The sequence below is a fragment of the Streptomyces sp. 2-1 genome (assembly GCF_048564895.1).
GTDB classification, from domain to species: Bacteria; Actinomycetota; Actinomycetes; order Streptomycetales; family Streptomycetaceae; genus Streptomyces; species Streptomyces phaeochromogenes.
On the sequence record NZ_CP183383.1, the window covers coordinates 5,644,849 to 5,670,923 of the forward strand.

General features: G+C 71.1%; 22 protein-coding genes and 1 tRNA gene. 9 read left to right on the top strand and 14 right to left on the bottom strand.

The window, feature by feature from the left end:
• Positions 1-25 precede the first annotated feature (25 nt).
• Genes ACN20J_RS24800 through pdhA form a run of 3 tightly spaced genes read right to left on the bottom strand, consistent with a single transcriptional unit; the run spans position 26 to position 3,746 of the window.
• Positions 26-1,582 carry a dihydrolipoamide acetyltransferase family protein gene (locus tag ACN20J_RS24800; protein WP_419666844.1) on the bottom strand — a complete coding sequence of 519 codons (1,557 nt, stop codon included), beginning with the start codon at positions 1,580-1,582 and terminating at the stop codon, positions 26-28.
• Complete coding sequence (locus ACN20J_RS24805; RefSeq protein WP_189841482.1) at positions 1,582-2,586, bottom strand: alpha-ketoacid dehydrogenase subunit beta; 1,005 nt, start codon at positions 2,584-2,586, stop codon at positions 1,582-1,584. The genes ACN20J_RS24800 and ACN20J_RS24805 overlap by 1 nt, the downstream gene beginning before the upstream one ends.
• Entirely contained in the window at positions 2,583-3,746 is a 1,164-nt protein-coding gene (pdhA, locus tag ACN20J_RS24810) for a pyruvate dehydrogenase (acetyl-transferring) E1 component subunit alpha (RefSeq protein WP_189841483.1), read from the bottom strand. Before pdhA ends, ACN20J_RS24805 begins: the two co-directional genes overlap by 4 nt.
• Positions 3,747-3,919: 173 nt before the next feature.
• Here pdhA and ACN20J_RS24815 point away from each other — a divergent pair, with 173 nt between their 5' ends.
• The gene (locus ACN20J_RS24815; RefSeq protein ID WP_372505488.1) at positions 3,920-4,420 is read left to right on the top strand and encodes an Lrp/AsnC family transcriptional regulator; all 501 of its coding nucleotides are present in this window, start codon (positions 3,920-3,922) and stop codon (positions 4,418-4,420) included.
• A 92-nt stretch (positions 4,421-4,512) separates the two neighbouring features.
• Here ACN20J_RS24815 and ACN20J_RS24820 read toward each other — a convergent pair whose 3' ends face one another.
• Both ACN20J_RS24820 and ACN20J_RS24825 read right to left on the bottom strand, forming a co-directional pair.
• On the bottom strand, positions 4,513-5,103 hold the full coding sequence (locus ACN20J_RS24820; protein WP_055613049.1) for a TetR/AcrR family transcriptional regulator: 591 nt from the start codon (positions 5,101-5,103) through the stop codon (positions 4,513-4,515).
• Positions 5,100-6,614 carry a 3-hydroxyacyl-CoA dehydrogenase gene (locus tag ACN20J_RS24825; protein ID WP_419666845.1) on the bottom strand — a complete coding sequence of 505 codons (1,515 nt, stop codon included), beginning with the start codon at positions 6,612-6,614 and terminating at the stop codon, positions 5,100-5,102. The genes ACN20J_RS24820 and ACN20J_RS24825 overlap by 4 nt, the downstream gene beginning before the upstream one ends.
• A 148-nt stretch (positions 6,615-6,762) precedes the next feature.
• Here ACN20J_RS24825 and paaN point away from each other — a divergent pair, with 148 nt between their 5' ends.
• Positions 6,763-8,454 carry a phenylacetic acid degradation protein PaaN gene (paaN, locus tag ACN20J_RS24830; protein WP_361988602.1) on the top strand — a complete coding sequence of 564 codons (1,692 nt, stop codon included), beginning with the start codon at positions 6,763-6,765 and terminating at the stop codon, positions 8,452-8,454.
• Between the two features lie 90 nt (positions 8,455-8,544).
• Here the strand turns inward: paaN and ACN20J_RS24835 are convergent, their stop codons facing one another.
• From ACN20J_RS24835 to ACN20J_RS24845, 3 genes are read right to left on the bottom strand one after another with little or no spacing between them, the layout of a single operon-like run.
• On the bottom strand, positions 8,545-9,321 hold the full coding sequence (locus ACN20J_RS24835) for a TrmH family RNA methyltransferase (RefSeq protein ID WP_419666846.1): 777 nt from the start codon (positions 9,319-9,321) through the stop codon (positions 8,545-8,547).
• Complete coding sequence (locus ACN20J_RS24840; protein ID WP_419666847.1) at positions 9,318-10,742, bottom strand: HTTM domain-containing protein; 1,425 nt, start codon at positions 10,740-10,742, stop codon at positions 9,318-9,320. Before ACN20J_RS24840 ends, ACN20J_RS24835 begins: the two co-directional genes overlap by 4 nt.
• Positions 10,739-11,794: a DUF5819 family protein gene (locus ACN20J_RS24845; protein ID WP_419666848.1), complete on the bottom strand. Its 1,056-nt coding sequence runs from the start codon at positions 11,792-11,794 to the stop codon at positions 10,739-10,741. The genes ACN20J_RS24840 and ACN20J_RS24845 overlap by 4 nt, the downstream gene beginning before the upstream one ends.
• Positions 11,795-12,109: 315 nt before the next feature.
• Between ACN20J_RS24845 and ACN20J_RS24850 the strand changes: the two genes are divergently transcribed.
• The gene (locus ACN20J_RS24850; RefSeq protein ID WP_361888477.1) at positions 12,110-13,246 is read left to right on the top strand and encodes an acyl-CoA dehydrogenase family protein; all 1,137 of its coding nucleotides are present in this window, start codon (positions 12,110-12,112) and stop codon (positions 13,244-13,246) included.
• Between the two features lie 133 nt (positions 13,247-13,379).
• On the opposite strand, the gene ACN20J_RS24855 is transcribed toward ACN20J_RS24850, so the two are convergent.
• The 4 genes from ACN20J_RS24855 to ACN20J_RS24870 all read right to left on the bottom strand — a co-directional run bounded on the left by ACN20J_RS24855 (position 13,380) and on the right by ACN20J_RS24870 (position 17,228).
• The gene (locus ACN20J_RS24855) at positions 13,380-13,709 is read right to left on the bottom strand and encodes a rhodanese-like domain-containing protein (protein WP_189841689.1); all 330 of its coding nucleotides are present in this window, start codon (positions 13,707-13,709) and stop codon (positions 13,380-13,382) included.
• Positions 13,710-13,893: 184 nt separating this feature from the next.
• Positions 13,894-14,769 carry a J domain-containing protein gene (locus ACN20J_RS24860; RefSeq protein ID WP_419668948.1) on the bottom strand — a complete coding sequence of 292 codons (876 nt, stop codon included), beginning with the start codon at positions 14,767-14,769 and terminating at the stop codon, positions 13,894-13,896.
• Between the two features lie 500 nt (positions 14,770-15,269).
• A complete protein-coding gene (locus ACN20J_RS24865; RefSeq protein WP_190230796.1) occupies positions 15,270-16,703 on the bottom strand; it encodes a DUF2252 domain-containing protein in 1,434 nt (477 codons plus the stop codon).
• Between the two features lie 153 nt (positions 16,704-16,856).
• Positions 16,857-17,228 carry a winged helix-turn-helix transcriptional regulator gene (locus ACN20J_RS24870; protein ID WP_055613058.1) on the bottom strand — a complete coding sequence of 124 codons (372 nt, stop codon included), beginning with the start codon at positions 17,226-17,228 and terminating at the stop codon, positions 16,857-16,859.
• A 225-nt stretch (positions 17,229-17,453) separates the two neighbouring features.
• On the opposite strand from ACN20J_RS24870, the gene ACN20J_RS24875 reads away from it, so the two are divergent.
• Entirely contained in the window at positions 17,454-18,113 is a 660-nt protein-coding gene (locus tag ACN20J_RS24875; RefSeq protein ID WP_419666849.1) for an FMN-dependent NADH-azoreductase, read from the top strand.
• Between the two features lie 160 nt (positions 18,114-18,273).
• Here the strand turns inward: ACN20J_RS24875 and ACN20J_RS24880 are convergent, their stop codons facing one another.
• The gene (locus ACN20J_RS24880; RefSeq protein WP_189841491.1) at positions 18,274-18,945 is read right to left on the bottom strand and encodes an NAD(P)H-binding protein; all 672 of its coding nucleotides are present in this window, start codon (positions 18,943-18,945) and stop codon (positions 18,274-18,276) included.
• A 469-nt stretch (positions 18,946-19,414) separates the two neighbouring features.
• Positions 19,415-19,501, bottom strand: a tRNA-Leu gene (locus ACN20J_RS24885).
• A 512-nt stretch (positions 19,502-20,013) separates the two neighbouring features.
• On the opposite strand from ACN20J_RS24885, the gene ACN20J_RS24890 reads away from it, so the two are divergent.
• The 5 genes from ACN20J_RS24890 (at position 20,014) to ACN20J_RS24910 (ending at position 26,020) form a co-directional block, all read left to right on the top strand.
• Positions 20,014-20,859, top strand: a complete 846-nt coding sequence (locus ACN20J_RS24890; protein WP_190230799.1) for an FhaA domain-containing protein — start codon at positions 20,014-20,016, stop codon at positions 20,857-20,859.
• A gap of 10 nt (positions 20,860-20,869) precedes the next feature.
• Positions 20,870-21,394 (top strand): FHA domain-containing protein FhaB/FipA, encoded by a 525-nt coding sequence (locus ACN20J_RS24895; protein ID WP_055613061.1) that lies wholly within the window; start codon positions 20,870-20,872, stop codon positions 21,392-21,394.
• A gap of 98 nt (positions 21,395-21,492) precedes the next feature.
• The gene (locus tag ACN20J_RS24900) at positions 21,493-23,067 is read left to right on the top strand and encodes a Stp1/IreP family PP2C-type Ser/Thr phosphatase (protein ID WP_190230918.1); all 1,575 of its coding nucleotides are present in this window, start codon (positions 21,493-21,495) and stop codon (positions 23,065-23,067) included.
• A 26-nt stretch (positions 23,068-23,093) separates the two neighbouring features.
• Positions 23,094-24,533, top strand: a complete 1,440-nt coding sequence (locus ACN20J_RS24905; RefSeq protein ID WP_189841493.1) for an FtsW/RodA/SpoVE family cell cycle protein — start codon at positions 23,094-23,096, stop codon at positions 24,531-24,533.
• Positions 24,530-26,020, top strand: a complete 1,491-nt coding sequence (locus ACN20J_RS24910) for a peptidoglycan D,D-transpeptidase FtsI family protein (protein ID WP_189841494.1) — start codon at positions 24,530-24,532, stop codon at positions 26,018-26,020. Before ACN20J_RS24905 ends, ACN20J_RS24910 begins: the two co-directional genes overlap by 4 nt.
• Positions 26,021-26,075: the final 55 nt, after the last annotated feature.

The window sequence follows — 26,075 nt, forward strand, 5'->3', positions numbered from 1 at the left end:
TGACGAGGTCGTACGGGCCGCGGGGCTACAAGGTCCGCAGCAGGACCGCGGGCTGTTCCACACAGTCCGCCACATACCGGAGGAATCCGCCCGCCGTGCCGCCGTCGCACACCCGGTGGTCGAAGGTGAGCGAGAGCTGCACGACCTGCCGCACCGCCAGCTCGCCCTCGTGCACCCAGGGCTTGGGGACGATCCGGCCGACGCCGAGCATGGCCGCCTCGGGGTGGTTGATGATCGGCGTGGAGCCGTCGACGCCGAACACCCCGTAGTTGTTCAACGTGAAGGTCCCGCCGGTGAGTTCCGCCGGTGTGAGCGTCCCGGTGCGTGCGGCCTCGGTGAGCCGGGCGAACTCCGCGCTCAGGGACTCCGCGCCCCGGGTGTGCGCGTCCTTCACCACCGGCACGACGAGCCCGCGCTCGGTCTGCGCGGCGAACCCGAGGTGCACCGCATCGAGCCGGACGACCTCCCTGGCCTCCATGTCGACCGTCGAGTTGAGCTCGGGGAAACGGGCCAGCGCGGCGGTGCAGATCCGGGCGAGGAGTGCGAGGAGGGAGATCTTCGACCCGCCGGCCTCGTTCATCCGCACGCGCGCGTGCATCAGTTCCGTGGCATCGGCGTCGACCCAGCAGGTCGCGTCCGGGATCTCGCGCCGACTCCGGGAGAGCTTGTCGGCGACGGCACCTCGGACACCCTTGAGAGGGATGCGGGTGCCACGCGCGTGCGTGGCTGACGTCGACTGCGCCGGTGCGGGCGCCGCGGCCTGGGGTGGCCGCACGACGGTCGGGGCCGACGCGGCGGCCCGCGCGGCGTGCTCGACGTCCGCGCGCGTGATCAGCCCGTCGGGACCCGAACCCGCCAGCTCCCGCAGGTCGAGCCCGTTCTCCCGGGCCAGCCGGCGCACGAGCGGGGAGATCACCGGCACGGGACCGTCGGCCCGGCGCCCGGCATCGACACCGGTCCCGTCCGCGACCGGCTCCTCGTCCTGTGCGGGACGACGGGTGGCCGTGCCGGACCCGGCGGACCCGAGGAGCGCGGTGGGCGCCGCCGCGACGGCCGGGTCGGCGTCCGGGAGCCCAGCACGACTGCTTCCCGCCGATCCGGCTCCGGCACCCGCGCCGACAGCGCTGCCATGCCGTCCCGAGCCCGGCCCGCCGTCGGACGAACCCGGTGACCGCCGCCCCGGAGCCGCCCCGGCCCCCGGCGGCCGCAGCCGTCCGCGCCGCGCCGGAGGCGCCTGCGTGCCGTAGCCCACGAGTACGTTCCCGGAGCCCTCGTCCTTGCTCTCGTCCCCGGAGTCGGGTGCAAGCGGGCCGGAAGCCAGTGCGCCGGAGGCCGGTGCCCCCACCGCCACCGTCAACAGCGGGGAGCCGACGGGCAGTTCGGTGCCCTCTTCGCCGTAGCGGGCCGTGACCACGCCGCCGTACGGGCAGGGGACCTCGACCATCGCCTTGGCCGTCTCGACCTCGACGACGGGCTGGTCGACGGCGACGACATCGCCGACCTGGACGAGCCAGCGGACGATCTCGGCCTCGGTGAGCCCCTCACCGAGGTCGGGCAGCTTGAATTCCAGGACCTGGGCCATCAGCTCTGTGCCTCCCACTGCAGCCGGGCCACCGCGTCCAGGATCCGGTCGACGCCCGGCAGGTGGTGGCGCTCCAGCATCGGCGGCGGATACGGGATGTCGAACCCGGCCACGCGCAGCACCGGCGCCTCCAGGTGGTGGAAGCACCGCTCGGTGACCCGCGCGGCGATCTCCCCGCCGGGCCCGCCGAAGCCGCCCGACTCGTGTACGACCACGGCCCGCCCGGTGCGTCGTACGGACGCGGAGACCGTCTCGTCGTCGAACGGCACCAGGGAGCGCAGGTCGACGACTTCGAGGTCCCATCCCTCGGCCCGCGCCGCCTCGGCGGCCTCCATGCAGACGGGCACCGACGGCCCGTAGGTGATGAGCGTGGCGCTGCGGCCGTGGCGCCGGACGACCGCGCGGCCGATCGGGTCCACGGCCTGCGGCTCGTCGGGGTTCCAGGTGTCCTTCGACCAGTACAGGCGCTTGGGTTCGAGGAAGACGACCGGGTCGTCGGAGGCGATGGCGGCGCGCAGCAGCCCGTAGGCGTCGGCGACCGTCGCGGGGGTGACGACATGGAGGCCCGGGGTCGCGATGTAGTACGCCTCGGAGGAGTCGCTGTGGTGCTCGACGCCGCCGATGCCGCCCCCGTAGGGCACGCGCACGGTGATGGGCAGCGGCATCGCCCCGCGCGTGCGGTTGCGCATGCGGGCCACGTGCGAGATCAGCTGCTCGAAGGCCGGGTAGGCGAAGGCGTCGAACTGCATCTCCACGACCGGCCTGAGCCCGTACATGGCCATGCCGACGGCCGTGCCGAGGATGCCCGCCTCGGCGAGGGGCGTGTCCGTGACGCGGTCCTCGCCGAACTCCTTGGCGAGCCCGTCGGTGACGCGGAAGACGCCTCCGAGGGTGCCGACGTCCTCGCCCATGACGTGCACGGTCGGGTCGTCGGCCATGGCGTCCCGCAGGGCGCGCCCGAGGGCCTGCGCCATGGTGGCCGGCTTCACCGCGACGGTGGTCATCGGGCCGTTCCTTCCGACTCGTGCTCGTTCTCGTGGTGGCGCGCCTCGGCGTCCAGCTCGGCCCGCAACTGTGCCTCCTGTTCCAGGAGTTGTGTCGTGGGCTGGGCGTAGACGTGCGCGAAGAGGTCCATCGGGTCGAGCGCCGGGTCCTGGTTCATGCGCTCGCGCAGGTCCGCGGCCATCACCTCGGCGTCCTCGCGCGCGGCGCGCATCCCGGCCTCGTCGAGCAGCCCGCGCTCGGTCAGCTCGCGCTCCAGGAGGGCGATCGGATCGTGCGCGCGCCAGGCCTCGACCTCGGAGTCGCCGCGGTAGCGCTTGTCGTCGTCGGCGTTGGTGTGCGCCTCCATGCGGTACGTGACCGCCTCCACGAGCGTGGGACCACCACCCGCGCGCGCGTGGGCGACGGCGTCGCTGAGGACCTCGTGCACGGCGGCGGCGTCGTTGCCGTCGACCAGGCGGCCGGGCATCCCGTATCCGACGGCCTTGTGGGCCAGCGACGGGGCCGCGGTCTGCTTGGCGAGCGGGACGGAGATCGCGAAGCCGTTGTTCTGTACGAGGAAGACGACCGGGGCCTGCCAGACGGCGGCGAAGTTCAGCGCCTCGTGGAAGTCGCCCTCGCTGGTGCCGCCGTCGCCGACCAGGGCGAGCGCGACCACGTCGTCGCCCTTGAGGCGGGCGGCGTGCGCAAGGCCCACGGCATGCGGGAGCTGGGTGGCGAGCGGCGTGCACAGGGGCGCGATCCGGTGCTCGTGCGGGTCGTAGCCGGTGTGCCAGTCGCCGCGCAGCAGGGTCAGCGCCTGGACGGGGTCGAGGCCGCGGGCCACGGCGGCGAGCGTGTCGCGGTAGCTGGGGAAGAGCCAGTCGCGCTCTTCGAGGACGAGCGCGGCGGCGACCTCGCAGGCCTCCTGGCCGGTGGAGGAGGGGTAGACGGCGAGGCGGCCCTGCTTGGTGAGGGCCGTGGCCTGCGCGTTGTAACGGCGGCCTCGCACCAGCTGCGCGTACAGCCTGCGCAGGAGCTCCGGGTCGACCCGCTCGGCCGCCTCGGTGCCGAGGACGCGGTGGGGCAGCGCGTCGGGCAGCAGCGGCGCGGGGTCGGTGCGGGGCTGCCAGGCGGGCGGCGGGGTCGGCCGGTATGCGCCTCGCTGCTCCATGACCGTCATGTCGGCACCTCCTCATGGGCGGCTTCGAGAGACGTGCCGAGAGTGACGCGCCTCACCTACCGATTGTTCGGTCGTCGGCACATTTTGGCTACAGGCACCTCCAGGCTGTGGACAAACGGTTCTCCACAGCCTGAGATGGACGCAGTACGTCCATGGTAGGGAGGCGGGGGGACATGGCACCTGAACAAATGGCCGAGGGGCCGGAGGCCGGATCCTCCCTGCCGCCGCCGCGCCCGCTGGACGCCATCGATCAGGACATCCTCCAGATGCTCCAGGCGGACGGCCGCGCCTCGATACGGTCCGTGGCCGAGCGCGTCCACGTGTCGCGCGCGAACGCCTACGCGCGCATCAACCGCCTCATCGAGGACGGCGTGATCCGCGGCTTCGGCGCCCGCGTCAACCACGAGCGCGCGGGGCACAGCACCTCGGCATACATCACCCTCAAGATCGTGCAGAACTCCTGGCGCACCGTGCGCGAGCAGCTGAGGGCGCTCCCGGGGGCCTCCCACATCGCGCTGGTGGGCGGGGACTTCGACGTCCTGCTCCTTGTGCACACGCCCGACAACAGGGCGCTGCGCGAGCTGGTGCTCACCCGGCTCCAGGCCATCCCCGAGGTGCTCAGCACCCGGACCCTGCTGGTCTTCGAGGAGGAGGACCTGGAGCCGCAGGGGTGACCTGAGGCCCTGGGGGCTGCCCTGACGGCCCAGGGCAGCGCTCGGCCTGCCCCAAGGGCCTCAGATGCCCCGGCGGAGCCCTTGGAGCACCGTCAGTCCTCCTGCCGGAGCCCCCCGAAGACCAGCCGCACCACCGCGTCGGCGACCTCGCGCTCGCCCATGCCCCGCCCGTCGGGGCGGTACCACTCCACGATCGAGTTGATCATCCCGAAGACCAGCCGCGTCGCGAGCCGGAACTCCACGTCGACGCGTACGTCCCCGTCGGCCGCGGCGGCCCGAAGGAGCTCGGCCACCCGGTGGTCGAAGTCCCGGCGCCGCTCCAGGGCCCACCGCTCGGCGTCGGTGTTGCCGCGCACGCGCAGCAGCAGCGTCACGTACGGCAGCTCCGCGGTGAGGACCTCGACCATGCGCCGGGTGACGTACTCCAGGCGCTCCACGGCACGCCCCACGCGCGCGTGCTCCTCGTCGAGGATCCCGAAGAGGCCGTCCAGCGCCCGGCTGACGGCCCGGCGCAGCAGCTCCTCCTTGCCCGTGACGTGGTGGTAGATCGACGACTTGGAGATGCCCGCCGCCTTGGAGAGGTGCTCCATGGAGGTGCCGTCGTAGCCGCGCTCGTTGAAGACCCGCACGGCCACGGAGAGCAGCGTCTCCGGGGTGTAGGTGTCGCGCTTGGCGGTGGTCATGGGGTGCCCTCCCGCTTCTCGGAGGCGTACGCGTGGCGGTAGAGCGCGAGGGACGGCGCGTAACGCCCCGAGGGGTCGCGCATGTGCAGGTCGTCCAGGACGTCGTAGGCCCAGCTCCGGCCCAGCCTGCGGCTCCATTCGAAGGGCCCCAGGGGGTAGTTGACGCCCAGGCGCATCGCCGTGTCGATGTCCTCCTCGGTGGCCACTCCCTTGGCGACGGCGTCGTGCGCCAGGTCGACGATGCGGGCCACCGTGCGGGCGACGATCAGGCCGGGCACGTCCCCGATGACGCTGACGTCCTTGCCGAGCGCCTGGAAGAGTCCGGTGGCCTCGGCGAGCGTCTGGGTCTGGGTGTCCTGCGAGTGGGACAGGGCGATCCGGGTCGCCCGGCGGTAGTCGAGCGCGAGGTCGAAGTAGACGACGTCACGGAACTCGACGGCGGTCTGGCCGTCCGCGAGGGCCAGCTGGCCGCCGCTCGGCAGCACCAGCCGGGTGCCGTGGTCCTCCTCGTCCTCGCGGACCTGGATGCCCGCCTCGCGGATCAGCGCGATCAGCTCGGCCGCGGGGCCCAGATCGCCCTCGGCGACCACGTAGGCGGGCGGCTGGACCTTCTCCGCGGTGTGCGGCTCTGGACGCTCGCCCTCGTCCCCGTAGTCGTACCAGCCGTGCCCCGACTTGCGGCCGTGGCGGCCCGACTCGACGAGCCTGCGCTGGGCCAGCGAGGGCGTGAACCGCACGTCCTGGAAGAAGGCCTCCCACACGGAGCGTGTGACGGACTCGTTGACGTCCTGGCCGATGAGGTCGGTCAGTTCGAAGGCGCCCATCCGGAAGCCGCCCGACTCGCGCAGGACCGCGTCGATCGTGGCGGGGTCGGCGGCCTGGGCCTCGTAGACCGCGAAGGCCTCGGCGTAGAAGGGCCGCGCGATGCGGTTGACGATGAAGCCCGGGGTGTCGGCGCAGGCGACCGGGGCCTTCCCCCAGGCGCGGGCCATCTCGTACGCGCGCGTGGCCGACGTTACGTCGGTCGCGAACCCGGAGACGACCTCCACCAGAGGCAGCAGCGGCGCGGGGTTGAAGAAGTGCAGCCCCACGAAACGGCCGGGGTTGCGCAGGGCGCCGCCGATCGCGGTCACCGACAGGGAGGAGGTGTTGGTGGCGAGCAGGCAGTCGTCGTCGACGACGTCCTCCAGCTCGCGCAGCAGCTGCTGTTTGACGTCCAGGCGCTCCAGGACGGCTTCGACGACCAGGCCCGAATCGGCGAGGTCGGCGAGGCTCTCCGCGGGGCGCAGACGGGCGCGGGCGGCGTCCCGTTCGGCGCCGGTCAGCCGGTCCTTCTCGACGAGCCGGTCGAGGCGGGCGGCGATCGCGTCGGCCGCGGCCTGCGCACGGCCCGGCACGGCGTCGTACAGCCGTACGGGGTGGCCCGCGACGAGCGCGACCTGAGCGATGCCCTGGCCCATGGTGCCGGTACCGACGACGGCCACGGGGCCGGCGAGGTCGAGTGCTGTCATGCTCGCGATCCTCCCGCACGGGGTTGTCCACAGGTTCAGCGGACCCCCTTGTCCCGACCGATCGTTCGGTTACTCTAACTCTGTCCGCCCGTTTCTGCCCAGGTCGTGAGCTCGACGGAGAGCTCATGAGACGAGGAGTTGGTCCCTCATGGCCGCCGAACTCACCGCGCACCAGCTGATCGAACAGCACCGGCCCACCCTCGACCAGGCGCTGGAAGCGATCCGCACGCGCGCGTACTGGTCGCCACACCCCGAACACCCCAAGGCGTACGGGGAGAACGGCAGTCTGGACGCGGCGGCGGGCAAGGCCGCCTTCGACGCCCTCCTCGGCAGCCGTCTCGACCTCGGCCAGCCCGGCACCGACGATTGGGTGGGCGGCGAGACCTCGCCGTACGGAATCGAGCTGGGCGTCACCTACCCGCACGCCGACGTCGACACGCTGCTGCCCGCCATGCGCGCGGGGCAGCGCGCGTGGCGCGACGCGGGCGCGGAGATGCGCGCGGTGGTGTGTCTGGAGATCCTCAAGCGGATCAGCGACCGCACCCACGAGTTCGCGCACGCGGTCATGCACACCAGCGGCCAGGCCTTCATGATGGCGTTCCAGGCGGGCGGCCCGCACGCGCAGGACCGCGGCCTGGAGGCGGTGGCGTACGCGTACGTGGAGCAGGTCCGCACCCCCGACGACGCCGAGTGGACGAAGCCCCAGGGCAAGCGCGACCCGCTCGCGCTGACCAAGCGGTTCACGCCGGTGCCGCGCGGTGTCGCGCTGGTGATCGGCTGCAACACCTTCCCGACGTGGAACGGCTACCCGGGCCTGTTCGCCTCCCTGGCCACGGGCAACGCGGTGCTCGTGAAGCCCCACCCGCGCGCGGTGCTGCCGCTCGCGCTCACCGTCCAGGTGGCCCGCGAGGTGCTCGCCGAGGCCGGCTTCGACCCGAACCTGGTGGCGCTGGCCGCCGAGCGGGCGGGCGAGGGCATCGCCAAGACCCTGGCGACACGCCCGGAGATCCGGATCATCGACTACACGGGCTCGACGGCGTTCGGCGACTGGCTGGAGGCCAACGCCCGCCAGGCGCAGGTCTACACGGAGAAGGCCGGCGTCAACACGGTGCTCGTGGAGTCGACCGACAACTACAAGGGGATGCTGTCGAACCTCGCATTCTCCCTGTCCCTCTACAGCGGCCAGATGTGCACGACCCCGCAGAACCTCCTCATCCCTCGCGACGGCATCCGTACGGAGGAGGGCCCCCGGTCGTACGACGAGGTGGTCGCCGACCTCGCGAAGTCGGTCGGCGGACTCCTCGGGGACGACGCCCGGGCGAACGGGCTGCTCGGCGCGATCGTGAACCCTGACGTGAAGGCCCGCCTGGAGTCGGCCGCCGGTCTCGGTGAAGTCGCCCTCGCCTCACGGGAGATCGCCAACCCCGAGTTCCCGGACGCGGTCGTGCGCACCCCGGTGATCGTGAAGCTGGACGGCGCCAAGCCGGACGACCAGGCCGCGTTCATGAACGAGTGCTTCGGCCCCGTCTCCTTCGCGGTCGCGGTCGACTCGGCGGCGGACGCCGTGGCGCTGCTGCGGCGGACCATCAGCAGCAAGGGCGCGATGACGGTGGGCGCGTACACGACCTCGGAGGAGGTCGAGGAGGCCGTCCAGGAGGCCTGCCTGGAGGAGTGCGCCCAGCTCTCGCTCAACCTGACCGGCGGGGTCTACGTCAACCAGACCGCCGCGTTCTCGGACTTCCACGGCTCGGGCGGCAACCCGGCGGCGAACGCCGCGCTGTGCGACGGGGCGTTCGTGGCGAACCGGTTCCGTGTGGTGGAGGTACGCCGGGAGGCGTGAAATTCGCCCGGGGGGCGCGGGACATCTTGCGACTGCGGACCGTTGTGCTGGTCGCGCAGTTCCCCGCGCCCCTGATGGGGCGCCCCGTGCTTACGAGGCACTCCAGTGGAACAACGTCATCGCCACGCTGGTGGCGAGGTTGTAGCTGGAGACCTGGGGCCGCATCGGCAGTGAGACCAAGTGGTCGGTGCGGGCACGCAGTTCGCCCGACAACCCGCTGCGCTCGGAGCCGAAGGCGAGGACGGCATCGTCCGGGAGCTTCAGCGACCGGATGTCCTCGCCCTCGGGGTCGAGGGCGAACACCGGCCCGGCGGGCAGCTCGTCCACGGTCAGCCGCTCGACGGCCGTGGCGAAGTGCAGGCCCGCCCCGGCGCGCACGACCGTCGGATGCCACGGATCGAGCGTGCCGGTCGTGACGACCCCCGTCGCGCCGAAACCGGCCGCGAGCCGGATCACCGCGCCCGCGTTGCCGAGGTTGCGCGGCTGGTCGAGGACGACCACCGGCGCGATGCGAGGCGTGCGGGCCAGCACGCGCAGATTGGCGTCGCGCTCGGGACGTACCGCCAGGGCGGCCACGGCGGTGGGATGCGGGCGCGGGACGAGGGCTTCGTACGCGGCCCGCGGGACCTCCGTCAGGAGGGCGTCCAGTGTGGCCCGTACGTCCGGGGCCAGGTCGTCGGCGAGGGCGAGCGCGGCCCGTCGATCGGCGGTGACCGCCACCGGGATCTCGGCCCGGAAGCGGACGGCGTGCTTGAGGGCATGGAAGCCGTCGAGCAGCACGGACGTGCCGGCGAGCCGACGCCAAGCGCTCACGGGATCCGGGTCGCGGGGGTCGACGGGATCGAGGTCGCGGGGATCGTCCGTCATGCGGTGAAGCCTACGTGCGGGGGCTCGGCCGTCTCTGCCGTACCGGCCGTCTCCGGGGTGCGCGGGGGCTCCTTGCGGAGCCCCCGGACCGTACGCGCACGGCCCAGACGCGTAAACAGCCCTCCACGCGCGCGTGCCGCCCATCCGCCCAGGCGGCGCAGGAACGACGTCGGCAGGAACACGGCGTCGGCGGCGATCATCGCGAGCGAGAAGAACGGCAGGCCCAGCACGACGGCGATCACGGCGTGCTCGGTCATCATGGCCGCCAGCAGGACGTTCTTCACCCGCCGGTTGAACAGCGTGAAGGGGAAGGCGACCTGCACGATCACCGTCCCGTACGTCACGAGCAGCATCAGCGTGCCGCTCGCGGACAGCAGATCGGAGAGGGCCGGCCAGGGGGAGAAGTAGTCCAGGTGGAGGGGGTAGTAGACGGCGGTGCCGTCCTGCCAGCGCGAGCCCTGGATCTTGTACCAGCCGGCGGTCGCGTAGATCAGACACGCCTCGGCCATGATCACGAACAGGGCGGCGTTGTGGACGAGGTTGGCGACCACGTCGAGGAGGATGCGGGGCTGGACGCTCCGGCCGTACCGTCCGGCCAGCCACCACAGGCCCTGTACGGCCCACAGCCCCCAGTAGATCGTCCGCCAGCCGCCGAGGAAGCCGCCGTCGATCTTCCCCGCGAGCGTGGCCGCGGCAAGGACCAGGCCGAGCACCGTCCAGAGAGCGGGACCGGCCCTGTCCGGGCCCACCCACTCTCCACGCGCGCGTGCGTCCCGGGCTCGGCGCTCCCGCCGCTCGTCCAGCGACCAGACCTGTCCGCAGCGCGTGAGCACGAGGTAGATCGCCATGAGGTGGATGACGTTGTCGCCGCCGTCCCCCATGAAGATGCTGCGGTTCTGCAGGGAGAGCACGCCGATCATGAAGAGCACGGACATGGTCCGGGTGCGCCAGCCGAGCATCAGCAGGAGGCTGGACAGGACGGCGAACGCGTAGACGATCCCGAACCAGACCTGGCCGTCGGCCCACATCAGGGCCGTGAAGGCGTGGTTGCTCGCGATGAGCTGCTGGGCGAGATCCCAGCTCCAGGGGCCGTCGGGCCCGTACATCTCCTCGCGGTGCGGGAACTCCCGCAGCAGGAACAGCAGCCAGGTCCCGGCGAAACCTATGCGGATCATGGCGCTCTGGTACGGGCCGAGGGCCTCGCCGGTGACGCGTGTGATGGCGTGCGCGAGGGTCCGGTCGACGCGGTGCCTGCGGTCGAACCGGCTTATCCGGCCGGCGAGCCGCTCCCGCCCGAGGGTGCGCGTCCGGTCCCGGCTGAGGCTGCTCGCGTGGTGGTGGTCGGGGGCGCTCGCCTGGTGGTGACCGGGGGTGCGCGTCGGTTCGTGGTTGCCCGTCGGGTCGTGGCCGAGGTCGCTCATCGGGCGCTCGCCTCCGTCCCCGTGGGCTCCCCGGGCCGTGTCCCGGCCGCCCGGTCGGCCTCCGAGACCGGCCACCAGGGCAGCTGGCGGACGATGGGCTTGTCGGACACCTGCTCCTGGCTCCACTTCGGAGGCGGCACATTGGTCGTACGGGAGCGGACCTGGACCTGTTGCACGACCGCGCCCCGGCCGCCTGCCTGCTCGCGGTCGAGGCGCAGGACGACGATGCGGCGCAGGTACTTCTCGGAGAGGGCGCCGCGCAGGCCGTTCGGCCGGTTCGCGTTGTCGTGCGTGGCCACGAAGAAGTCCCAGGCCCGGCGCAGCTCGTTCTGCTGGGTGTGGCTGGGCAGCAGATTGCCGTCGATGGCGACACCGTCCAGCGCGGAGAGGTCGTACCAGCGGGTCGTCCTTATCTCACCGTCCGCGGCCCGCACGTCGGCGCGGACCTGGACCGCGATGTTCTGCTGCAGCGGGTTGGGCGCGAAGAGCTTCCAGTTCTGCTCGAACTCGGGGTAGATCCACTCGTCGATCGCCTGCCCGTGCTGCTTGGTGACCGTGTTCGACGGCGCGACATGCAGGAAGACCATGCCGACGTGCACACAGGCGGCGACCGCGACGACGGCGAGCGCGAGCGCGGCGGCGATCTGGTACGGGAGGGAGAGGGCGGCGATGCCGGCGGGGGGAGGAGGGAGCGGGGGACCGGCGAGGGCGGTGTCGTCGTACCGCTCGTCGTCGTGCTGCCCGTCGTATTGCTGGCCGCCGTACTGCTGGCCCTCGTACGGCTGCTCCTGCTGGTCGCCGTACTGCTGGGGGATCCGGGCGGGAGCCTCGCCGGAGGGCTTCTGCCCGACCGGGGCCCCATGACTGTCCGGGGACTCAGGGCTGTCCGGGGTGCCGCGGCCCTCCGAGGTCTCGTGATCGCCTGCGGTTGCGGTCTCGCGGACGTCCGAGGTTTCGTGGCCCTCCGGCGGAGAGCCGGCGGGGGCAGGGACGGCCGCCGCGGGCTCGCCCGGCACGGGCCGGGCGTTCGAGCCCTTGTCGTACGCGTCCATTCCGCCCCGTTCCCGAAGTGTGTCCGATTCCCGTCGCCCGTCCCGCGACAGTCGCACCGGCACGGTACTCAGGCCCGGCCGCCGAGCACAGTCCCATGGGTCACAGAGGCCACGAGGTTATCCACAGCGGTTGACACCTTACGACCCTCGCTCCTCCCCGAATCGAACACACCGACCGATCGATCGGCCTGCCGGTCGGCAGCCCTCCGGTGATCGGCCGGACCGGACCGACCCGCCCGCACCGTTCCCTTCTTCTAGAACCTGTTCTATCTTGACGCTCCGCCAGATCAACGGATCCGCCGGAAGGACAAGGCCGTGGACTTCACCTTCACCGAGGAGCAGCAGGCGGCCGTGGAGGCGGCGAGGGCGGTGTTCGCGGGGGTCGCGCCGGACGGCGTGCAGAGTCCCGCGCTCACCGCCGGTGCCGTCGCGGACGACTTCGACCGCGCCCTGTGGGCGAAACTCGCCGATGCGGACCTGCTGAGCCTGCTGCTCGACGCCCGCCACGGTGGCGCGGGCCTGGACGCCGTCGCGCTCTGCCTGGTGCTGCGCGAGTCAGCGAAGGTGCTCGCGCGAGTCCCGTTGCTGGAAAGCACCGCTGCCGCGCTGACCGTGCAGACGTACGGCGGCGAGGAGTTGAAGGCGGACCTGCTCGCCCGGGCCGGCCGGGGTGAACTGGTCCTGACGGTCGCCGCGAACGGACGCACCGGCCACGACGGCGCCGAACTCGCCGTGACCGCGCGGCCGGAGGGCGACCTGTGGGTGCTGGACGGGATGCAGACGGCCGTCCCCTGGGCGCAGAACGCCGACTTCGTCCTCGTACCCGCGCTGAGCAGCGACTCGGGCCGCTCCGTGCTCGCCCTGGTCCCCCGCGTCCACGAAGGCGTGCTGCTCGCCGAGCAGTTCTCGACATCGGGCGAGCGGCTCGGCGAACTCCGGCTGGATTCCGTACGCGTTCCCGCCCGTGACGTCATCGACGCCGACGGAGCCTGGGAGTCGCTGCGTGACCTGCTCGCCACCGGGACGTGCGCGCTGGCGCTCGGACTGGGCGAAGGGGTGCTGGGGATGACGAGCGAATACACCAGCAAACGGGAGCAGTTCGGGTTCCCGGTCGCCACGTTCCAGGCCGTGGCCGTGCAGGCCGCCGACCGCTACATCGACCTGCGCGCGATGGAGGCGACCCTCTGGCAGGCCGCGTGGCGGATCAGCTCGGGGGCGGGCGGGGCGCTCCCCGCGTCGGGCGACATCGCCGTCGCCAAGATCTGGGCCTCCGAGGGCGTACGCCGTGTCGTGCAGACCGCGCAGCATCTGCACGGCGGTATAGGCGCGGACACCGACTATCCCCTGCACCGGTACCACGCCTGGGCCAAGCACCTGGAACTCTCACTCGGCCCGGCGGCGGCACACGAGGAGGCCTTGGGCGACCTGCTGGCGGCGCATCCTTTGGGCTGAGCGCGAGGCTCTGCGGTGAGCGAGGCGCCTTGAGACAGGCGCGGTGCCTTGAGACAAGCGAGGCAGCTTGAGGTGGGCGAGACGCCTTGAGACAGGCGGGCGGCCGGGAAACCCGGCCGCCCCGGGTCGGCTGCTAGAGCACGAACCCCGACTGCCCCTCCGCGTTCACCACAGGGCGGCCCGCAGCCGCCCAGACCTGCATGCCGCCGTCGACGTTCACCGCGTCGACACCCTGCTGGACCAGGTACATCGCAACCTGTGCCGAACGGCCCCCGGAGCGGCAGATCACATGGACCCTGCCGTCCTGCGGCGCCGCCTCGGTCAGCTCGCCGTAGCGTGCGACGAAGTCACTGATGGGAATGTGCAGCGCCCCTTCGGCGTGACCCGCCTGCCACTCGTCGTCCTCCCGGACGTCCAGCAGAAAGTCACCGTCCGCGAGATCCGAGACCTCGACCGTGGGCACACCAGCTCCGAAACTCATGCCCCGACGCTACCCGACCCGACCGGACGTCCCGCAGCTCGGCCCGATGCACGCGAACGAACGCCACCGGCCCCAGAGGCCGACGGGTCCAGGGGCCGACGGGTCCAGGGGCCGACGGGTCCAGGGGCCGACGGGTCCAGGGGCCGACGTCACCGGAAGCCTGCCGTCAGGCCCCGCTGCCGAGCAGGCCCGCCAGCTCGGCCTCCCGCTCGCTGACCTGCGCCAGCAGCTGCTCGGCGATCTCCTCCAGCAGCCGGTCGGGGTCGTCCGGCGCGATCTTGAGCATCGCGCCGATCGCGCTCTCCTCCAGGTCGCGGGCGACGAGGGCGAGCAACTCCTTGCGCTGGGCGAGCCATTCGAGACGGGCGTAGAGCTCCTCGCTACGGCTCGGGCGCCACTCCTCGGCCACGGGACCGGCGGCCCACTCCTCGGACAGCTCCCGGAGCAGGGGCTCGTCCCCACGGCCGTACGCCGCGTTGACCCGGGAGATGAACTCGTCGCGCCGCGCGCGCTCCGTGTCGTCCTGCGCCAGGTCGGGGTGCGCCTTGCGGACCAGCTCCCGGTAGAGCTTGCGCGCCTCGTCGCTCGGCCGGACCCGCTGCGGTGGCCGCACCGGCTGATCGGTCAGCATGGCCGAGGCCTCCGGGGACAGCCCGTCCGAGTCGAGCCAGTCGTGGAACAACTCCTCGATCCCCGGCATCGGCATGACGCGGGCCCGGGCCTCCTTCGCCTTGCGCACGTCCTCCGGGTCACCGGTGCTCGCGGCCCGCGCTTCGGCGATCTGCGCGTCCAGCTCGTCGAGCCGCGAGTACATCGGCCCGAGCTTCTGGTGGTGCAGCCGGGAGAAGTTCTCCACCTCGACCCGGAACGTCTCCACCGCGATCTCGAACTCGATCAACGCCTGCTCGGCCGCCCGAACGGCCCGCTCCAGCCGCGCCTCGGGCCGAGTCTGCTCTTCGCCTCCAGCATCACCGGCGGACGAGGCACCGGCCGCCGAGCCACCTACCGTCCCGTCCCCGTCGCCGGCGGTCGAGCCATCCACTGACCCTGCGCCCGCGGTCGAGCCACCTACCGACTCGTCGTCCGCTGTGTCGTTGGCCACCGACTCGTCGCCCACCGCTGGGGCGTCCGCCGCCCGGTCACCCGCGATGGAACCATCCGCGGACTCGCCGCCCTCGGCTCCACCACCTCCGACCGCGTCCGACAACGGCGGCACGTCGGCGCCCGACCCGGCAGACGCCTCAACCGACGGCTCGGCGCCCGACTCGGAGCCCGGCTTGGCGGCTGCCGCAGCAGATGCCTCAGCGGAAGGCTCGGCCGACGGCTCAGCAGACGCCGCATCGGGCTTCTCGGTGTCCGACTCGGCAGACGGCACCTTCTCGGCGCGCGGCTCATCGGAGCCCGGTTCCGCGAGGGGCTCGGACGGGGGCTGATCAGCTTCCGGGGTCGTCACCCGCCCAGCCTAGGCCACGGCTCAGCCACCTATTCGAACTGCCTGGCCAGGGGCCTTCCCCGGACGCCGTCCCAGGCTTCGCCGCCCCGTCAAACCCCCAGCTCTCCCTCGATCCGCCCCGCCCGCACGGCCGCCACCAGCTCCGCGTGGTCGGCCTCGGTCCGGTCCGCGTAGGCCACCGAGAAGGTCGCGACCGCCTCGTCCAGCTCCTCGCTCTTGCCGCAGTACCCGGCGACGAGCCGCGGATCGGCGCTGTGTGAGTGCGCCCGGGCCAGCAGGGCCCCTGTCATCCGGGCGTAGTCGTCTATCTGGTCCGCGGCCAGCGCCGCGGGATCGACGCTGCCCTTGCGGTTGCGGAACTGCCGCACCTGGAAGGGGCGCCCCTCGACCGACGTCCAGCCGAGGAGGATGTCGCTGACGACCTGCATCCGCTTCTGGCCGAGGACGACCCGGCGGCCCTCGTGCTCGACCTCGGGCACCACCAGGCCGGCCGTCGCCAGATGGGGCACGAGGACGGACGTACGGGCCTCCTTCACCTGGAGGACGAGGGCCTCACCGCGGTGGTCGAGGAGCAGCACCACGTACGAGCGCGTGCCCACGCTGCCCGTGCCGACCACGCGGAACGCGACGTCGTGCACCGCGTACCGCGCGAGGAGCGGGAGACGGTCCTCGGAGAGCGTGGCCAGATACTCCTCCAGCGACCGCGCGACCGCGGCGGCCTCCTCGTCCGGCACGCGCCGCAGCACCGGCGGGGCGTCGACGAAGCGGCGCCCGCCGCCCTCCACGACCTCCGTCGACTTGGCCGCGAACCGCCCACTGGTGTTGCCACGCGCCTTCTCCGAGACCCGCTCCAGCGTGCCGAGCAGGTCGTGGGCGTCGGTGTGCGAGACCAGTTCCTCGTCCGCGATGGCGTTCCACGCGTCCAGGACCGGGAGCTTGGCGAGCAGCCGCATGGTGCGCCGGTACGAACCGGTCGCGAAGTACGCCGCCTTGCGGCAGGTGTCCTCGTCCGCCCCCGCCTCCCGGGCGGCGAGCACGAGCGAGGTCGTGAGCCGCTTGAGGTCCCACTCCCACGGCCCGTGGACGGTTTCGTCGAAGTCGTTGAGGTCTATGACGAGGCCGCCGCGCGCGTCCCCGTACAGACCGAAGTTCGCCGCGTGCGCGTCGCCGCAGATCTGGGCGCCGATGCCGGTCAGCGGTGTACGCGCCAGGTCGTAGGCCATCAGTCCGGCCGAACCGCGTAGGAAGGCGAAGGGGGTGGCTGCCATCCGGCCGACCCGTATCGGCGTGAGCCCGGGGATCCGGCCGTGGTTGGACGTGTCGACCGCGGTCACCGCGTCCGGGCGGTCGCCGTTCGTGTCGATGGAGGCGTGCGCACTGCGCGGGACGCTGCCTCGCAGCGCCTTGCCCTTCTCCTTGGGCGAGCCCTGCTCCTTGGCCGAGCCCTCGCCGGACGGCCGCGCGAACCCGCGCACCGCCGGAACCCTTGCCGCCCCGGCCACCACACCACCGGTCTCGCTCACCCGAACCGCCTCCCCCGCGCACGAACATCAATCGCGAACATCAATTTCGAGACGACCGTACCGCCGGGCGGCGATCCGCGTGAGCCCCTGTGGACAACTCCGCACCTGTGGAAAACACCCCAGCTCAGCGCCGACGACGGCCGGCAGGCGGTGCTAGCGCCGGAACTGCTCCTGACAGCGCCCGTCCTCCGCGAGATACGTCTTCGCCCACGCGCCCAGCTCCCCCAGCGCGGGCTCCAGCGCCGCCCCCGCCTCCGTCAGCCGGTAGGAGACCCGCAGCGGCGGCCCGTCGTCGACCTCGCGCACCACCAGCCCGACCGTCGCCAGCTCGGTGAGCCGGTCGGAGAGCATGCGCTCGCTGATGCCGGGGATGGCACGGCGCAGGTCGGCGAAGTGCACGGGGGCGGGCAGGAGCACGGCCACGATCGGGCCCGTCCAGCGCTTTCCGAGCACCTGGAAGACCTGGGTGATGCCGTTGTCCACCCGCCTGCACGACGCAGCGTCGTGGTTTTCCTGGACCGCCATGCCTTCAGGGTACTGGTCTCTCGTGAGGGGATGAAAAAAAGTAAGTGACTGTGTTATTCATAGTTACGAACAGAAACGCAGCCCATGGCGACGGGCCACACCCATGCCCGGGCTGCCAAGAGCAGAGCGCCCCCAGGCGCGCCCGCCGGACACGCTCCGCCGGACAACGCTCCGGCGAACCACATCGCCGGACCACATCGCCGAACCACCCTCACTGGAGAACTCATGGCCACCCTGTTGCAGCTGGACTCGTCCGTCTTCCCGGGTCCCGCCTCGGCGTCCCGCGCCGTCACGGACGCCTTCCGCAAGACCTGGCAGGAGCAGCACCCCGAGGGCACGGTGATCTACCGCGACCTCTCCGTGAATCCCGTGCCGCACATCACCGCCGACGCACACAGCGCCGGCTTCGCCGATCCGTCGGAGCACACCCCGGAGCAGGCCGCCGCCTTCGCCGCGCGCGTGAAGTTCATCGAGGAGCTGGAGCAGGCGGACGCCGTGCTGATCGGCGCGCCCATGTACAACTTCTCGATCCCGTCGACCCTCAAGGCATGGCTGGACAACGTGATCCTCGTCGGCCGCACCGCGGGCGAGACCCCGTCCGCCAAGGGCACCCCGGTCACCGTCGTGGCCAGCCGTGGCGGCTCCTACGCGCCGGGCACCCCGCGCGAGGGCTACGAGTACGTGCAGAACTACCTGGAGGCCATCCTCAAGGACATGCTCGGCATGGACGTGGAATTCATCGTCCCGGAGCTCACGATGGCCCCGCACATGCCGGCGATGTCCGAGCTGGTCCCGCTCTTCGAGGCCTCCCGCGCCAAGGCCCTGCAGGAAGCGGCCGACAAGGCCAGGACCCTCGCCGGACAGCTCACGTCCAAGGCGGCCTGACGCTTCACCGCGTGAGCACGCACCACGTGACCACGCACCGCGGTCGTACGGCGCCCAAGGTGCCCGAAGGCGGCGCCGCACGACCGTTTTCCACCCTCTACGGAGAGGGCACTTTCACTGATGGGCATCCCTAGGAGCCCCATCACGGCGGAAGGCACGCCTACGTGGCCGCCGCCGCCCGGTTGATCCCGTCCGTCTCCAGCACCCGCTCGGCCGCCCCGTCCCGGGCCACCGCGATCATCGCCAGGCCCACCTGCTCGGTCGTGGTGATCCGCCGGGGCGCCAGCTTCCGCAGGACGGGCAGCAGGGGCCCGGTCAACGCGTACATCGCCCGGTACACCCGGGTCTTCGACCGGATTCCGTGCAGCGGCTGGATGAGCCCCGGCCGGAACATGTACGCCTCCACGCCGTCCAGGGCAAGCAGCGCGTTCTCCGTCTCCCCCTTGACCCGCGCCCACATCACGCGCCCCCGCCCGGAGCCGTCGGTCCCCTGTCCGGACACGTAACAGAAGGTCAGCCCCGGATTCCAGCGGCCCAGCGAACGCGCCGCCTCAAGCGTGAGGTCGTACGTGACCTTCCGGTACGCGTCCTCCTTCATACCCGCCGACGAGACCCCGAGGCAGAAGAAGCAGGCGTCGTACCCGGAGAGCTCGCTCTCGAGCCCGCCGAGATCCATGAGATCGGCCCGCACGACCTCCCGCAGCTTCGGATGCGAGACCCCCACCGCCGACCGCCCGACCACCAACACACTCTCGACGCCCGGGTCCCGCAGACACTCCCGCAAAACCCCTTGCCCGACCATCCCGGTCGCCCCAAAGAGGATCACCTTCACAGAGCCCACTCCCACCACTCAGCCGGACCGGCACCCTAGGCCCTGCCCGCACGAGCCGCACGCAGCAGGGCCGAAGGGACTCAATCCCGCCAAGGATGCTGCTGCTTCACCGACTCTTGCCGCCCTGTTTCTTCTTCATCCAGCCCTGACAAACCCACCGGACGAGCCCCCCGACGAGAACGGCGACGACGATCGCCCGTGACGTGGTGGCACTGACTCACCCGGCGCACCCCGTTGACGTACAGATGCGCACACGCCTTTCCACAACGAGGCGGCGTCAGCCCAGGTGCTGCTCCAGCGAAGACTCAGCCCTCACACAAAGCAGGCCCCCGACCGTGAGATACCTCACCGCCAGGGGCCTGCCCGGTCACGTCGTCTGTCGGGACGCACGGGCTGTTCGTGCATGTTCCGGGGAACGAAGAACGGGCCCCCACCGGAACTTTCGTTCTGGTGGAGACCCGGTCTCCTGTGGTGCGCGAGGGGGGAGTTGAACCCCCACGCCCTTGCGGGCACTGGAACCTGAATCCAGCGCGTCTGCCTATTCCGCCACCCGCGCATTGGGTGTGTCGTCCGTCTCTCACCGAGTGGGTGAGCGCCTGCCGACATGCAGAAGATTAGCACGCTGGATGGGGTGGATTCACATCCGTTTCCGAGGGGCGGCGGTGGGGCGGCGGACCTCCGCGGCGGCCCCCATCAGCCCCGCTTCACCCCCGGATCACCTGCGGGACCGCCTCGGACGGCACCCCGGATCCCTCCATTCCCACCCTCCACGTATCAACGAGAACCGGTTCACGTATCAACCTCGTACCGGTCCAGGCCATCTCCCCAGGAGGGGGCCAGGGTCCACAGTCGGGTGCGGGACACTGTGGGGACGCCACCTCTACGATCCTTCTCATACGGAGTGCCCGGGGGGAGTTCGAAGAGGGGCTTCCGCGGGAACCTCGGGAGGGGACTTCAGTGGGCGTCGACTTCTGTCGACCGGGCCGACAGGGGGAACCAGCCGATTTCCCGGCGCGTGGATACGATCAGTAAGCAGTACCAGGGCAACGACGAAGGAGGAGGTGCCCCATGGGAGTCCTGAAGAAGTTCGAGCAACGTCTCGAAGGTCTGGTCAACGGCACCTTCGCCAAGGTGTTCAAGTCCGAGGTCCAGCCCGTGGAGATCGCGGGAGCGCTCCAGCGCGAGTGCGACAACAACGCCACGATCTGGAACCGCGACCGGACCGTCGTCCCGAACGACTTCATCGTGGAGCTGAGTACGCCCGACTTCGAGCGGCTCAGCCCCTACTCCGGTCAGCTCGGCGACGAGCTCGCCGGCATGGTGCGCGACTACGCCAAGCAGCAGCGCTACACCTTCATGGGCACCATCAAGGTGCATCTGGAGAAGGCGGACGACCTGGACACGGGCCTGTACCGGGTCCGCAGCCGTACGCTCGCCTCCTCCGCGAACCAGCAGGCCACTCCCGAGCGCGCACCCGCGGGCCCGCCCCCGGCGGCAGCCCGCGGCCAGGCAGGTGGCTACGGCTACCCGCCCGCGGCCGCTCCTCCCATGCCTGCCGCGCCGCCCCCCGGCGGCCGTCCGGGCGCCGCACCCGCGGGCCAGCGGCCCGCCGCGGCCCCGCAGCCGGGTGGACGTACGCGGCACTGGATCGAGATCAACGGCACCCGCCATCAGATCTCCCGCCCGACGCTGGTGCTGGGCCGCAGCACCGAAGCCGACGTGCGGATCGACGACCCCGGCGTCTCGCGCCGGCACTGTGAGATCCGGACCGGAACGCCCTCGACTGTCCAGGATCTCGGGTCCACCAACGGCATCGTGGTGGACGGGCAGCACACCACCCGCGCTACGCTCCGCGACGGCTCGCGGATCGTCGTGGGCAGCACCACCATCATTTACCGGCAAGCCGAAGGGTGAAGCGGGGGCAATGTCAGAGCTGACCCTCACGGTCATGCGGCTGGGTTTCCTGGCCGTACTGTGGCTGTTCGTGATCGTGGCCGTGCAGGTCATCCGCAGCGACCTGTTCGGAACGCGCGTCACACAGCGCGGCTCGCGCAGGGACGCCAACCGACCGCAGCAGGCCGCGCGCCAAGCCGCGCCGCCGCAGCAGCGCCAGCAGGCGGCACCGCCGAGCGGCGGCGGCCGTCAGCGCCGCGGCGCCCCCACCAAGCTGGTCGTCTCCGAGGGCATCCTCACGGGCACGACGGTCGCCCTGCAGGGGCAGACCATCACCCTGGGACGTGCACACGACAGCACCATCGTGCTGGACGACGACTACGCGTCCAGCAGGCATGCCAGGATCTACCCGGACCGTGACGGCCAGTGGATCGTCGAAGACCTCGGGTCCACCAACGGCACGTATCTCGACCGGAACCGACTGACGACTCCCACGCCGATCCCGCTGGGCGCGCCGATCCGCATCGGCAAGACCGTCATCGAGCTGCGGAAGTAGTGCTACGTCATGAATGAGCGCGAGCGGAGCGAGCGGGCAGCGGCGGTCCACACGACGGACCCCGGCGCGCTCCCGACCGGAGGGTGGGCACCGTGCGGATGTACCCGGAGCCGACGGGCGAGGTGCGCATGAGTCTGTCACTGCGCTTCGCCGCCGGATCGCACAAAGGCATGATCCGCGAGGGCAACGAGGACTCGGGTTACGCCGGTCCGCGGCTGCTCGCGATCGCGGACGGAATGGGCGGCCAGGCCGCCGGCGAGGTGGCCTCCTCCGAGGTCATCTCCACCATCGTCGCGCTCGACGACGACGTGCCGGGCTCGGACATCCTCACCTCGCTCGGGACGGCCGTTCAGCGCGCCAACGACCAGCTCAGGATGATGGTCGAGGAGGACCCCCAGCTCGAAGGCATGGGGACCACCCTCACCGCGCTCCTGTGGACCGGGCAGCGGCTCGGCCTCGTACACGTCGGTGACTCCCGCGCGTATCTGCTGCGGGACGGCGTGCTGACGCAGATCACGCAGGACCACACGTGGGTGCAGCGCCTCGTCGACGAGGGCCGCATCACGGAGGAAGAGGCCACCACCCACCCGCAGCGCTCCCTGCTGATGCGCGCGCTGGGCAGTGGCGACCATGTCGAGCCGGACCTCTCCATCCGTGAGGTCCGCGCCGGCGACCGGTACCTGATCTGCTCCGACGGGCTCTCCGGGGTCGTCTCCCATCAGACGATGGAGGACACCCTCGCCAGCTACCAGGGCCCGCAGGAGACCGTGCAGCAGCTGATCGAGCTGGCGCTGCGCGGCGGCGGCCCCGACAACATCACGGTCATCGTGGCCGACGTCCTCGACATCGACGGCGGGGACACCCTCGCGGGGCAGCTCTCCGACACCCCCGTCGTCGTGGGCGCGGTCGCCGAGAACCAGCACCAGCTGCACGACAACGGCGCCATGCAGACGCCCGCCGGCCGCGCCTCCAGCCTCGGCCGGCAGGTGCCCGGGCAGGGCGGCGGCGGAGAGTTCGGCCCGCCCGGCAGCGGCGACACCACCGGCTACGTACCCACCGGCGGTTTCGGCGGCTACTCGGACGACGACTTCGTCAAGCCGCGCTCCGGGCGGAAGTGGCTGAAGAGATCTCTCTACATCGCGCTCGCGCTCGGCGTCATCGGCGGCGGACTGTACGGCGGCTACCGCTGGACGCAGACGCAGTACTACGTCGGCGCCAACGACGAGCACGTCGCGCTGTACCAGGGAATCAGCCAGGACCTGGCCTGGGTCTCGCTCTCGAAGGTGGAGAAGGATCACCCCGAGATCGAACTCAAGTACCTGCCGCCGTACCAGCAGAAGCAGGTCAAGGCCACGATCGCCGAGGGCGGCCTCACCGACGCCCGCTCGAAGATCGACGAGCTGGCCACCCAGGCGTCCGCGTGCAAGAAGGACGCCGAGCGCCGCGAGGCGGACAGCAAGGAGAACGCGAAGACCGGTGAGGGCGAGGCCGGCGGTGTCACGGGAACCACACGGACCTCTGCCGCGTCCAAGGCGACACCTACGCCGACCCCGTCGGGGTCCGGTTCAGCATCGCCCGACCCGTCCAAGTCCACGACCGCACCCACTCCCACACCCGGCCCCAGCCTCTCCGACGAAGAGCAGAAGCTGGTCTCGCTGTGCGGTAAGCAGTAAGCAGCCGTGAGGGGCCCTGTCACACGATGAGCAGTACTTCCAACCCGTCGACGCATCACACGTCCACGATCGGCTCGATCGGAGCACCGAGCCGACGTAACACCGAGCTCGCGCTGCTGGTGTTCGCCGTGGTCATCGCGGTGTTCGCCTACGCCAACGTCGGTCTGGCCATGAACGACTCGGTGCCGCCCGGGCTGCTGAGCTACGGCCTCGGCCTCGGCCTGCTCGCGGGCGTCGGCCATCTCGTCGTCCGGAAGTTCGCGCCCTACGCGGACCCGCTGCTGCTGCCGCTGGCCACGCTGCTCAACGGCATCGGCCTGGCGGTCGTGTGGCGCCTGGACCAGTCGCAGCGGCTGCAGCAGAGCCCCAACTTCTTCGAGGCGGCCCCCCGCCAGCTGCTGAACTCCGCGCTGGGCGTCGCCCTGTTCGTGGTCGTGCTGATCTTCCTCAAGGACCACCGCGTCCTGCAGCGGTACACCTACATCTCCATGGTCGCCGCGGTGATCCTGCTGCTCCTCCCGCTGGTCCCGGGCCTCGGCGTGAACGTCTTCGGCGCGAGGATCTGGATCAAGATTCCCGGCCTCGGCACCATCCAGCCCGGTGAGTTCGCGAAAATCGCCCTGGCGGTCTTCTTCGCCGGCTATCTGATGGTGAAACGCGACGCCCTGGCCCTGGCCAGCCGCCGCTTCATGGGGCTCTACCTGCCGCGCGGGCGGGACCTCGGCCCGATCGTCGTCATCTGGGCGCTCTCCATCCTGATCCTGATCTTCGAGACCGACCTCGGTACCTCGCTGCTGTTCTTCGGCATGTTCGTGATCATGCTGTACGTCGCCACCGAGCGGACCAGCTGGATCGTGTTCGGTCTGCTGATGTCCGCGGCCGGCGCCGTCGGTGTCGCCTCCTTCGAGTCGCACGTCCAGCAGCGCGTCCAGGCCTGGCTCGACCCGATGCGCGAGTACGAGCTGAGCCAGCAAGGCGTCCTGGGCCACACCGAGCAGTCGATGCAGGCCCTGTGGGCCTTCGGCTCCGGCGGCACCCTCGGCACCGGGCTCGGCCAGGGCAACTCCGACCTCATCGGCTTCGCCGCCAACTCCGACTTCATCCTCGCCACCTTCGGCGAGGAGCTGGGTCTGGCCGGCGTGATGGCGATCCTGCTGATGTACGGCCTGATCGTGGAGCGCGGCGTCCGTACGGCGCTCGCGGCCCGCGACCCGTTCGGCAAGCTCCTCGCCATCGGCCTCTCCGGCGCCTTCGCCCTCCAGGTCTTCGTCGTCGCCGGCGGCGTCATGGGCCTGATCCCGCTGACCGGTATGACGATGCCCTTCCTGGCGTACGGCGGTTCCTCCGTCATCGCCAACTGGGCCCTCATCGGCATCCTGATCAGAATCAGCGACACCGCCCGCCGCCCCGCCCCGGCCCCCGCGCCCAACCCCGACGCCGAGATGACCCAGGTGGTCCGACCGTGAACAAGCCCCTGCGCCGGATCGCGATCTTCTGCGGGCTCCTCGTCCTCGCGCTGCTCATCCGCGACAACTGGATCCAGTACGTCCAGGCCGACTCGCTGAAGAAGGACACGAAGAACCGCCGCGTCGCCATAGCGCGCTATGCCACACCGCGCGGCGACATCATCGTCGACGGCGAGCCGATCACCGGGTCCACGAAGACCAGCGGCGACGACTTCAACGACTTCGAGTACAAGCGCACGTACAAGGACGGCGCGATGTGGGCCCCCGTCACGGGCTACGCCTCGCAGGCGTTCGGCGCCACGCAGCTGGAGAGCATCGAGGACGGCATCCTCACCGGCAACGACGACCGGCTCTTCTTCCGCCGCACCCTCGACATGATCACCGGCAAGAAGCAGGAGGGCGGCAATGTCGTCACCACGCTCAACGCCGCCGCGCAGAAGGCCGCGTACAAGGGTCTGCTGAAGCAGGGCAAGGGTGCCGTCGCCGCGATCGACCCCGAGACCGGCGCGATCCTGGCGCTGGCCTCCACTCCCTCGTACGACCCCTCGTCGTTCGCCGGGAACTCCACCAAGGTCGACGGCAAGGCCTGGACCGGGCTGCAGAAGAAGAACAACCCCGACGACCCGATGCAGAACCGGGCGCTGCGCGAGATCTACCCGCCCGGGTCGACCTTCAAGGTGGTCACGGCCGCGGCGGCGCTGGAGCACGGCATCGTCGACAGCGCCGATGAGAAGACGGACTCGCCGCTTCCGTACACCCTGCCGGACAGCACCACCGAGCTGAAGAACGAGGGGAACATCCCCTGCAAGAACGCGACGCTGCGCGAGGCGCTGCGCGTCTCCTGCAACACCGTCTTCGGCAAGCTGGGCGTCGACGTCGGCAAGGAGGACATGCTGGAGACGGCCAAGAAGTTCGGCTTCAACGAGGAGCAGTTCGTTCCGATCCGCTCCAGCGCCTCCAACTTCCCCGAGAAGATGGACAGGCCGCAGACCGCGCTCAGCTCGATCGGCCAGTTCGAGACGGCCACGACGCCGCTGCAGATGGCCATGGTGGCCTCGGCCATCGCCAACGACGGCACGCTCATGAAGCCGTACATGGTCGACAAGCTCCAGGCGCCGGGCCTCGACGTCATCGAGCAGACCGAGCCCTCGAAGATGAGCGAGCCGCTGTCCGAGAAGAACGCCCAGATCCTTCAGTCGATGATGGAGACGGTCGTCAAGGAGGGCACCGGCACCAAGGGCCAGATCAACGAGGACGGCGTCACCGTCGGCGGCAAGACCGGTACCGCCCAGCGTGGTGTCGACAACAGCGAGAACCCGTACGCCTGGTTCATCTCGTACGCGAAGCTCGACGACGGCAGCTCCCCGGTCGCCGTCGCCGTGGTCGTCGAGGACGAGAGCGCCAACCGTGACGACATCTCCGGCGGCGGTCTCGCGGCACCGATTGCGAAGGACGTGATGAAGGCAGTCATCGACAGCAAGAAGTGACCCCGCTCACGTCCCCTTCACATCGGTGCACGTTGCGATACCGGTCCTGTATCGG

Excerpts from the sequence above, each read along its gene's own strand:
- ACN20J_RS24800 (WP_419666844.1), bottom strand. The coding sequence starts at position 1,582 with ATGGCCCAGGTCCTGGAATTCAAGCTGCCCGACCTCGGTGAGGGGCTC.
- ACN20J_RS24805 (WP_189841482.1), bottom strand. The coding sequence starts at position 2,586 with ATGACCACCGTCGCGGTGAAGCCGGCCACCATGGCGCAGGCCCTCGGG.
- pdhA (WP_189841483.1), bottom strand. The coding sequence starts at position 3,746 with ATGACGGTCATGGAGCAGCGAGGCGCATACCGGCCGACCCCGCCGCCC.
- ACN20J_RS24815 (WP_372505488.1), top strand. The coding sequence starts at position 3,920 with ATGGCACCTGAACAAATGGCCGAGGGGCCGGAGGCCGGATCCTCCCTG.
- ACN20J_RS24820 (WP_055613049.1), bottom strand. The coding sequence starts at position 5,103 with ATGACCACCGCCAAGCGCGACACCTACACCCCGGAGACGCTGCTCTCC.
- ACN20J_RS24825 (WP_419666845.1), bottom strand. The coding sequence starts at position 6,614 with ATGACAGCACTCGACCTCGCCGGCCCCGTGGCCGTCGTCGGTACCGGC.
- paaN (WP_361988602.1), top strand. The coding sequence starts at position 6,763 with ATGGCCGCCGAACTCACCGCGCACCAGCTGATCGAACAGCACCGGCCC.
- ACN20J_RS24835 (WP_419666846.1), bottom strand. The coding sequence starts at position 9,321 with ATGACGGACGATCCCCGCGACCTCGATCCCGTCGACCCCCGCGACCCG.
- ACN20J_RS24840 (WP_419666847.1), bottom strand. The coding sequence starts at position 10,742 with ATGAGCGACCTCGGCCACGACCCGACGGGCAACCACGAACCGACGCGC.
- ACN20J_RS24845 (WP_419666848.1), bottom strand. The coding sequence starts at position 11,794 with ATGGACGCGTACGACAAGGGCTCGAACGCCCGGCCCGTGCCGGGCGAG.
- ACN20J_RS24870 (WP_055613058.1), bottom strand. The coding sequence starts at position 17,228 with ATGGCGGTCCAGGAAAACCACGACGCTGCGTCGTGCAGGCGGGTGGAC.
- ACN20J_RS24875 (WP_419666849.1), top strand. The coding sequence starts at position 17,454 with ATGGCCACCCTGTTGCAGCTGGACTCGTCCGTCTTCCCGGGTCCCGCC.
- ACN20J_RS24890 (WP_190230799.1), top strand. The coding sequence starts at position 20,014 with ATGGGAGTCCTGAAGAAGTTCGAGCAACGTCTCGAAGGTCTGGTCAAC.
- ACN20J_RS24895 (WP_055613061.1), top strand. The coding sequence starts at position 20,870 with ATGTCAGAGCTGACCCTCACGGTCATGCGGCTGGGTTTCCTGGCCGTA.
- ACN20J_RS24900 (WP_190230918.1), top strand. The coding sequence starts at position 21,493 with ATGTACCCGGAGCCGACGGGCGAGGTGCGCATGAGTCTGTCACTGCGC.
- ACN20J_RS24905 (WP_189841493.1), top strand. The coding sequence starts at position 23,094 with ATGAGCAGTACTTCCAACCCGTCGACGCATCACACGTCCACGATCGGC.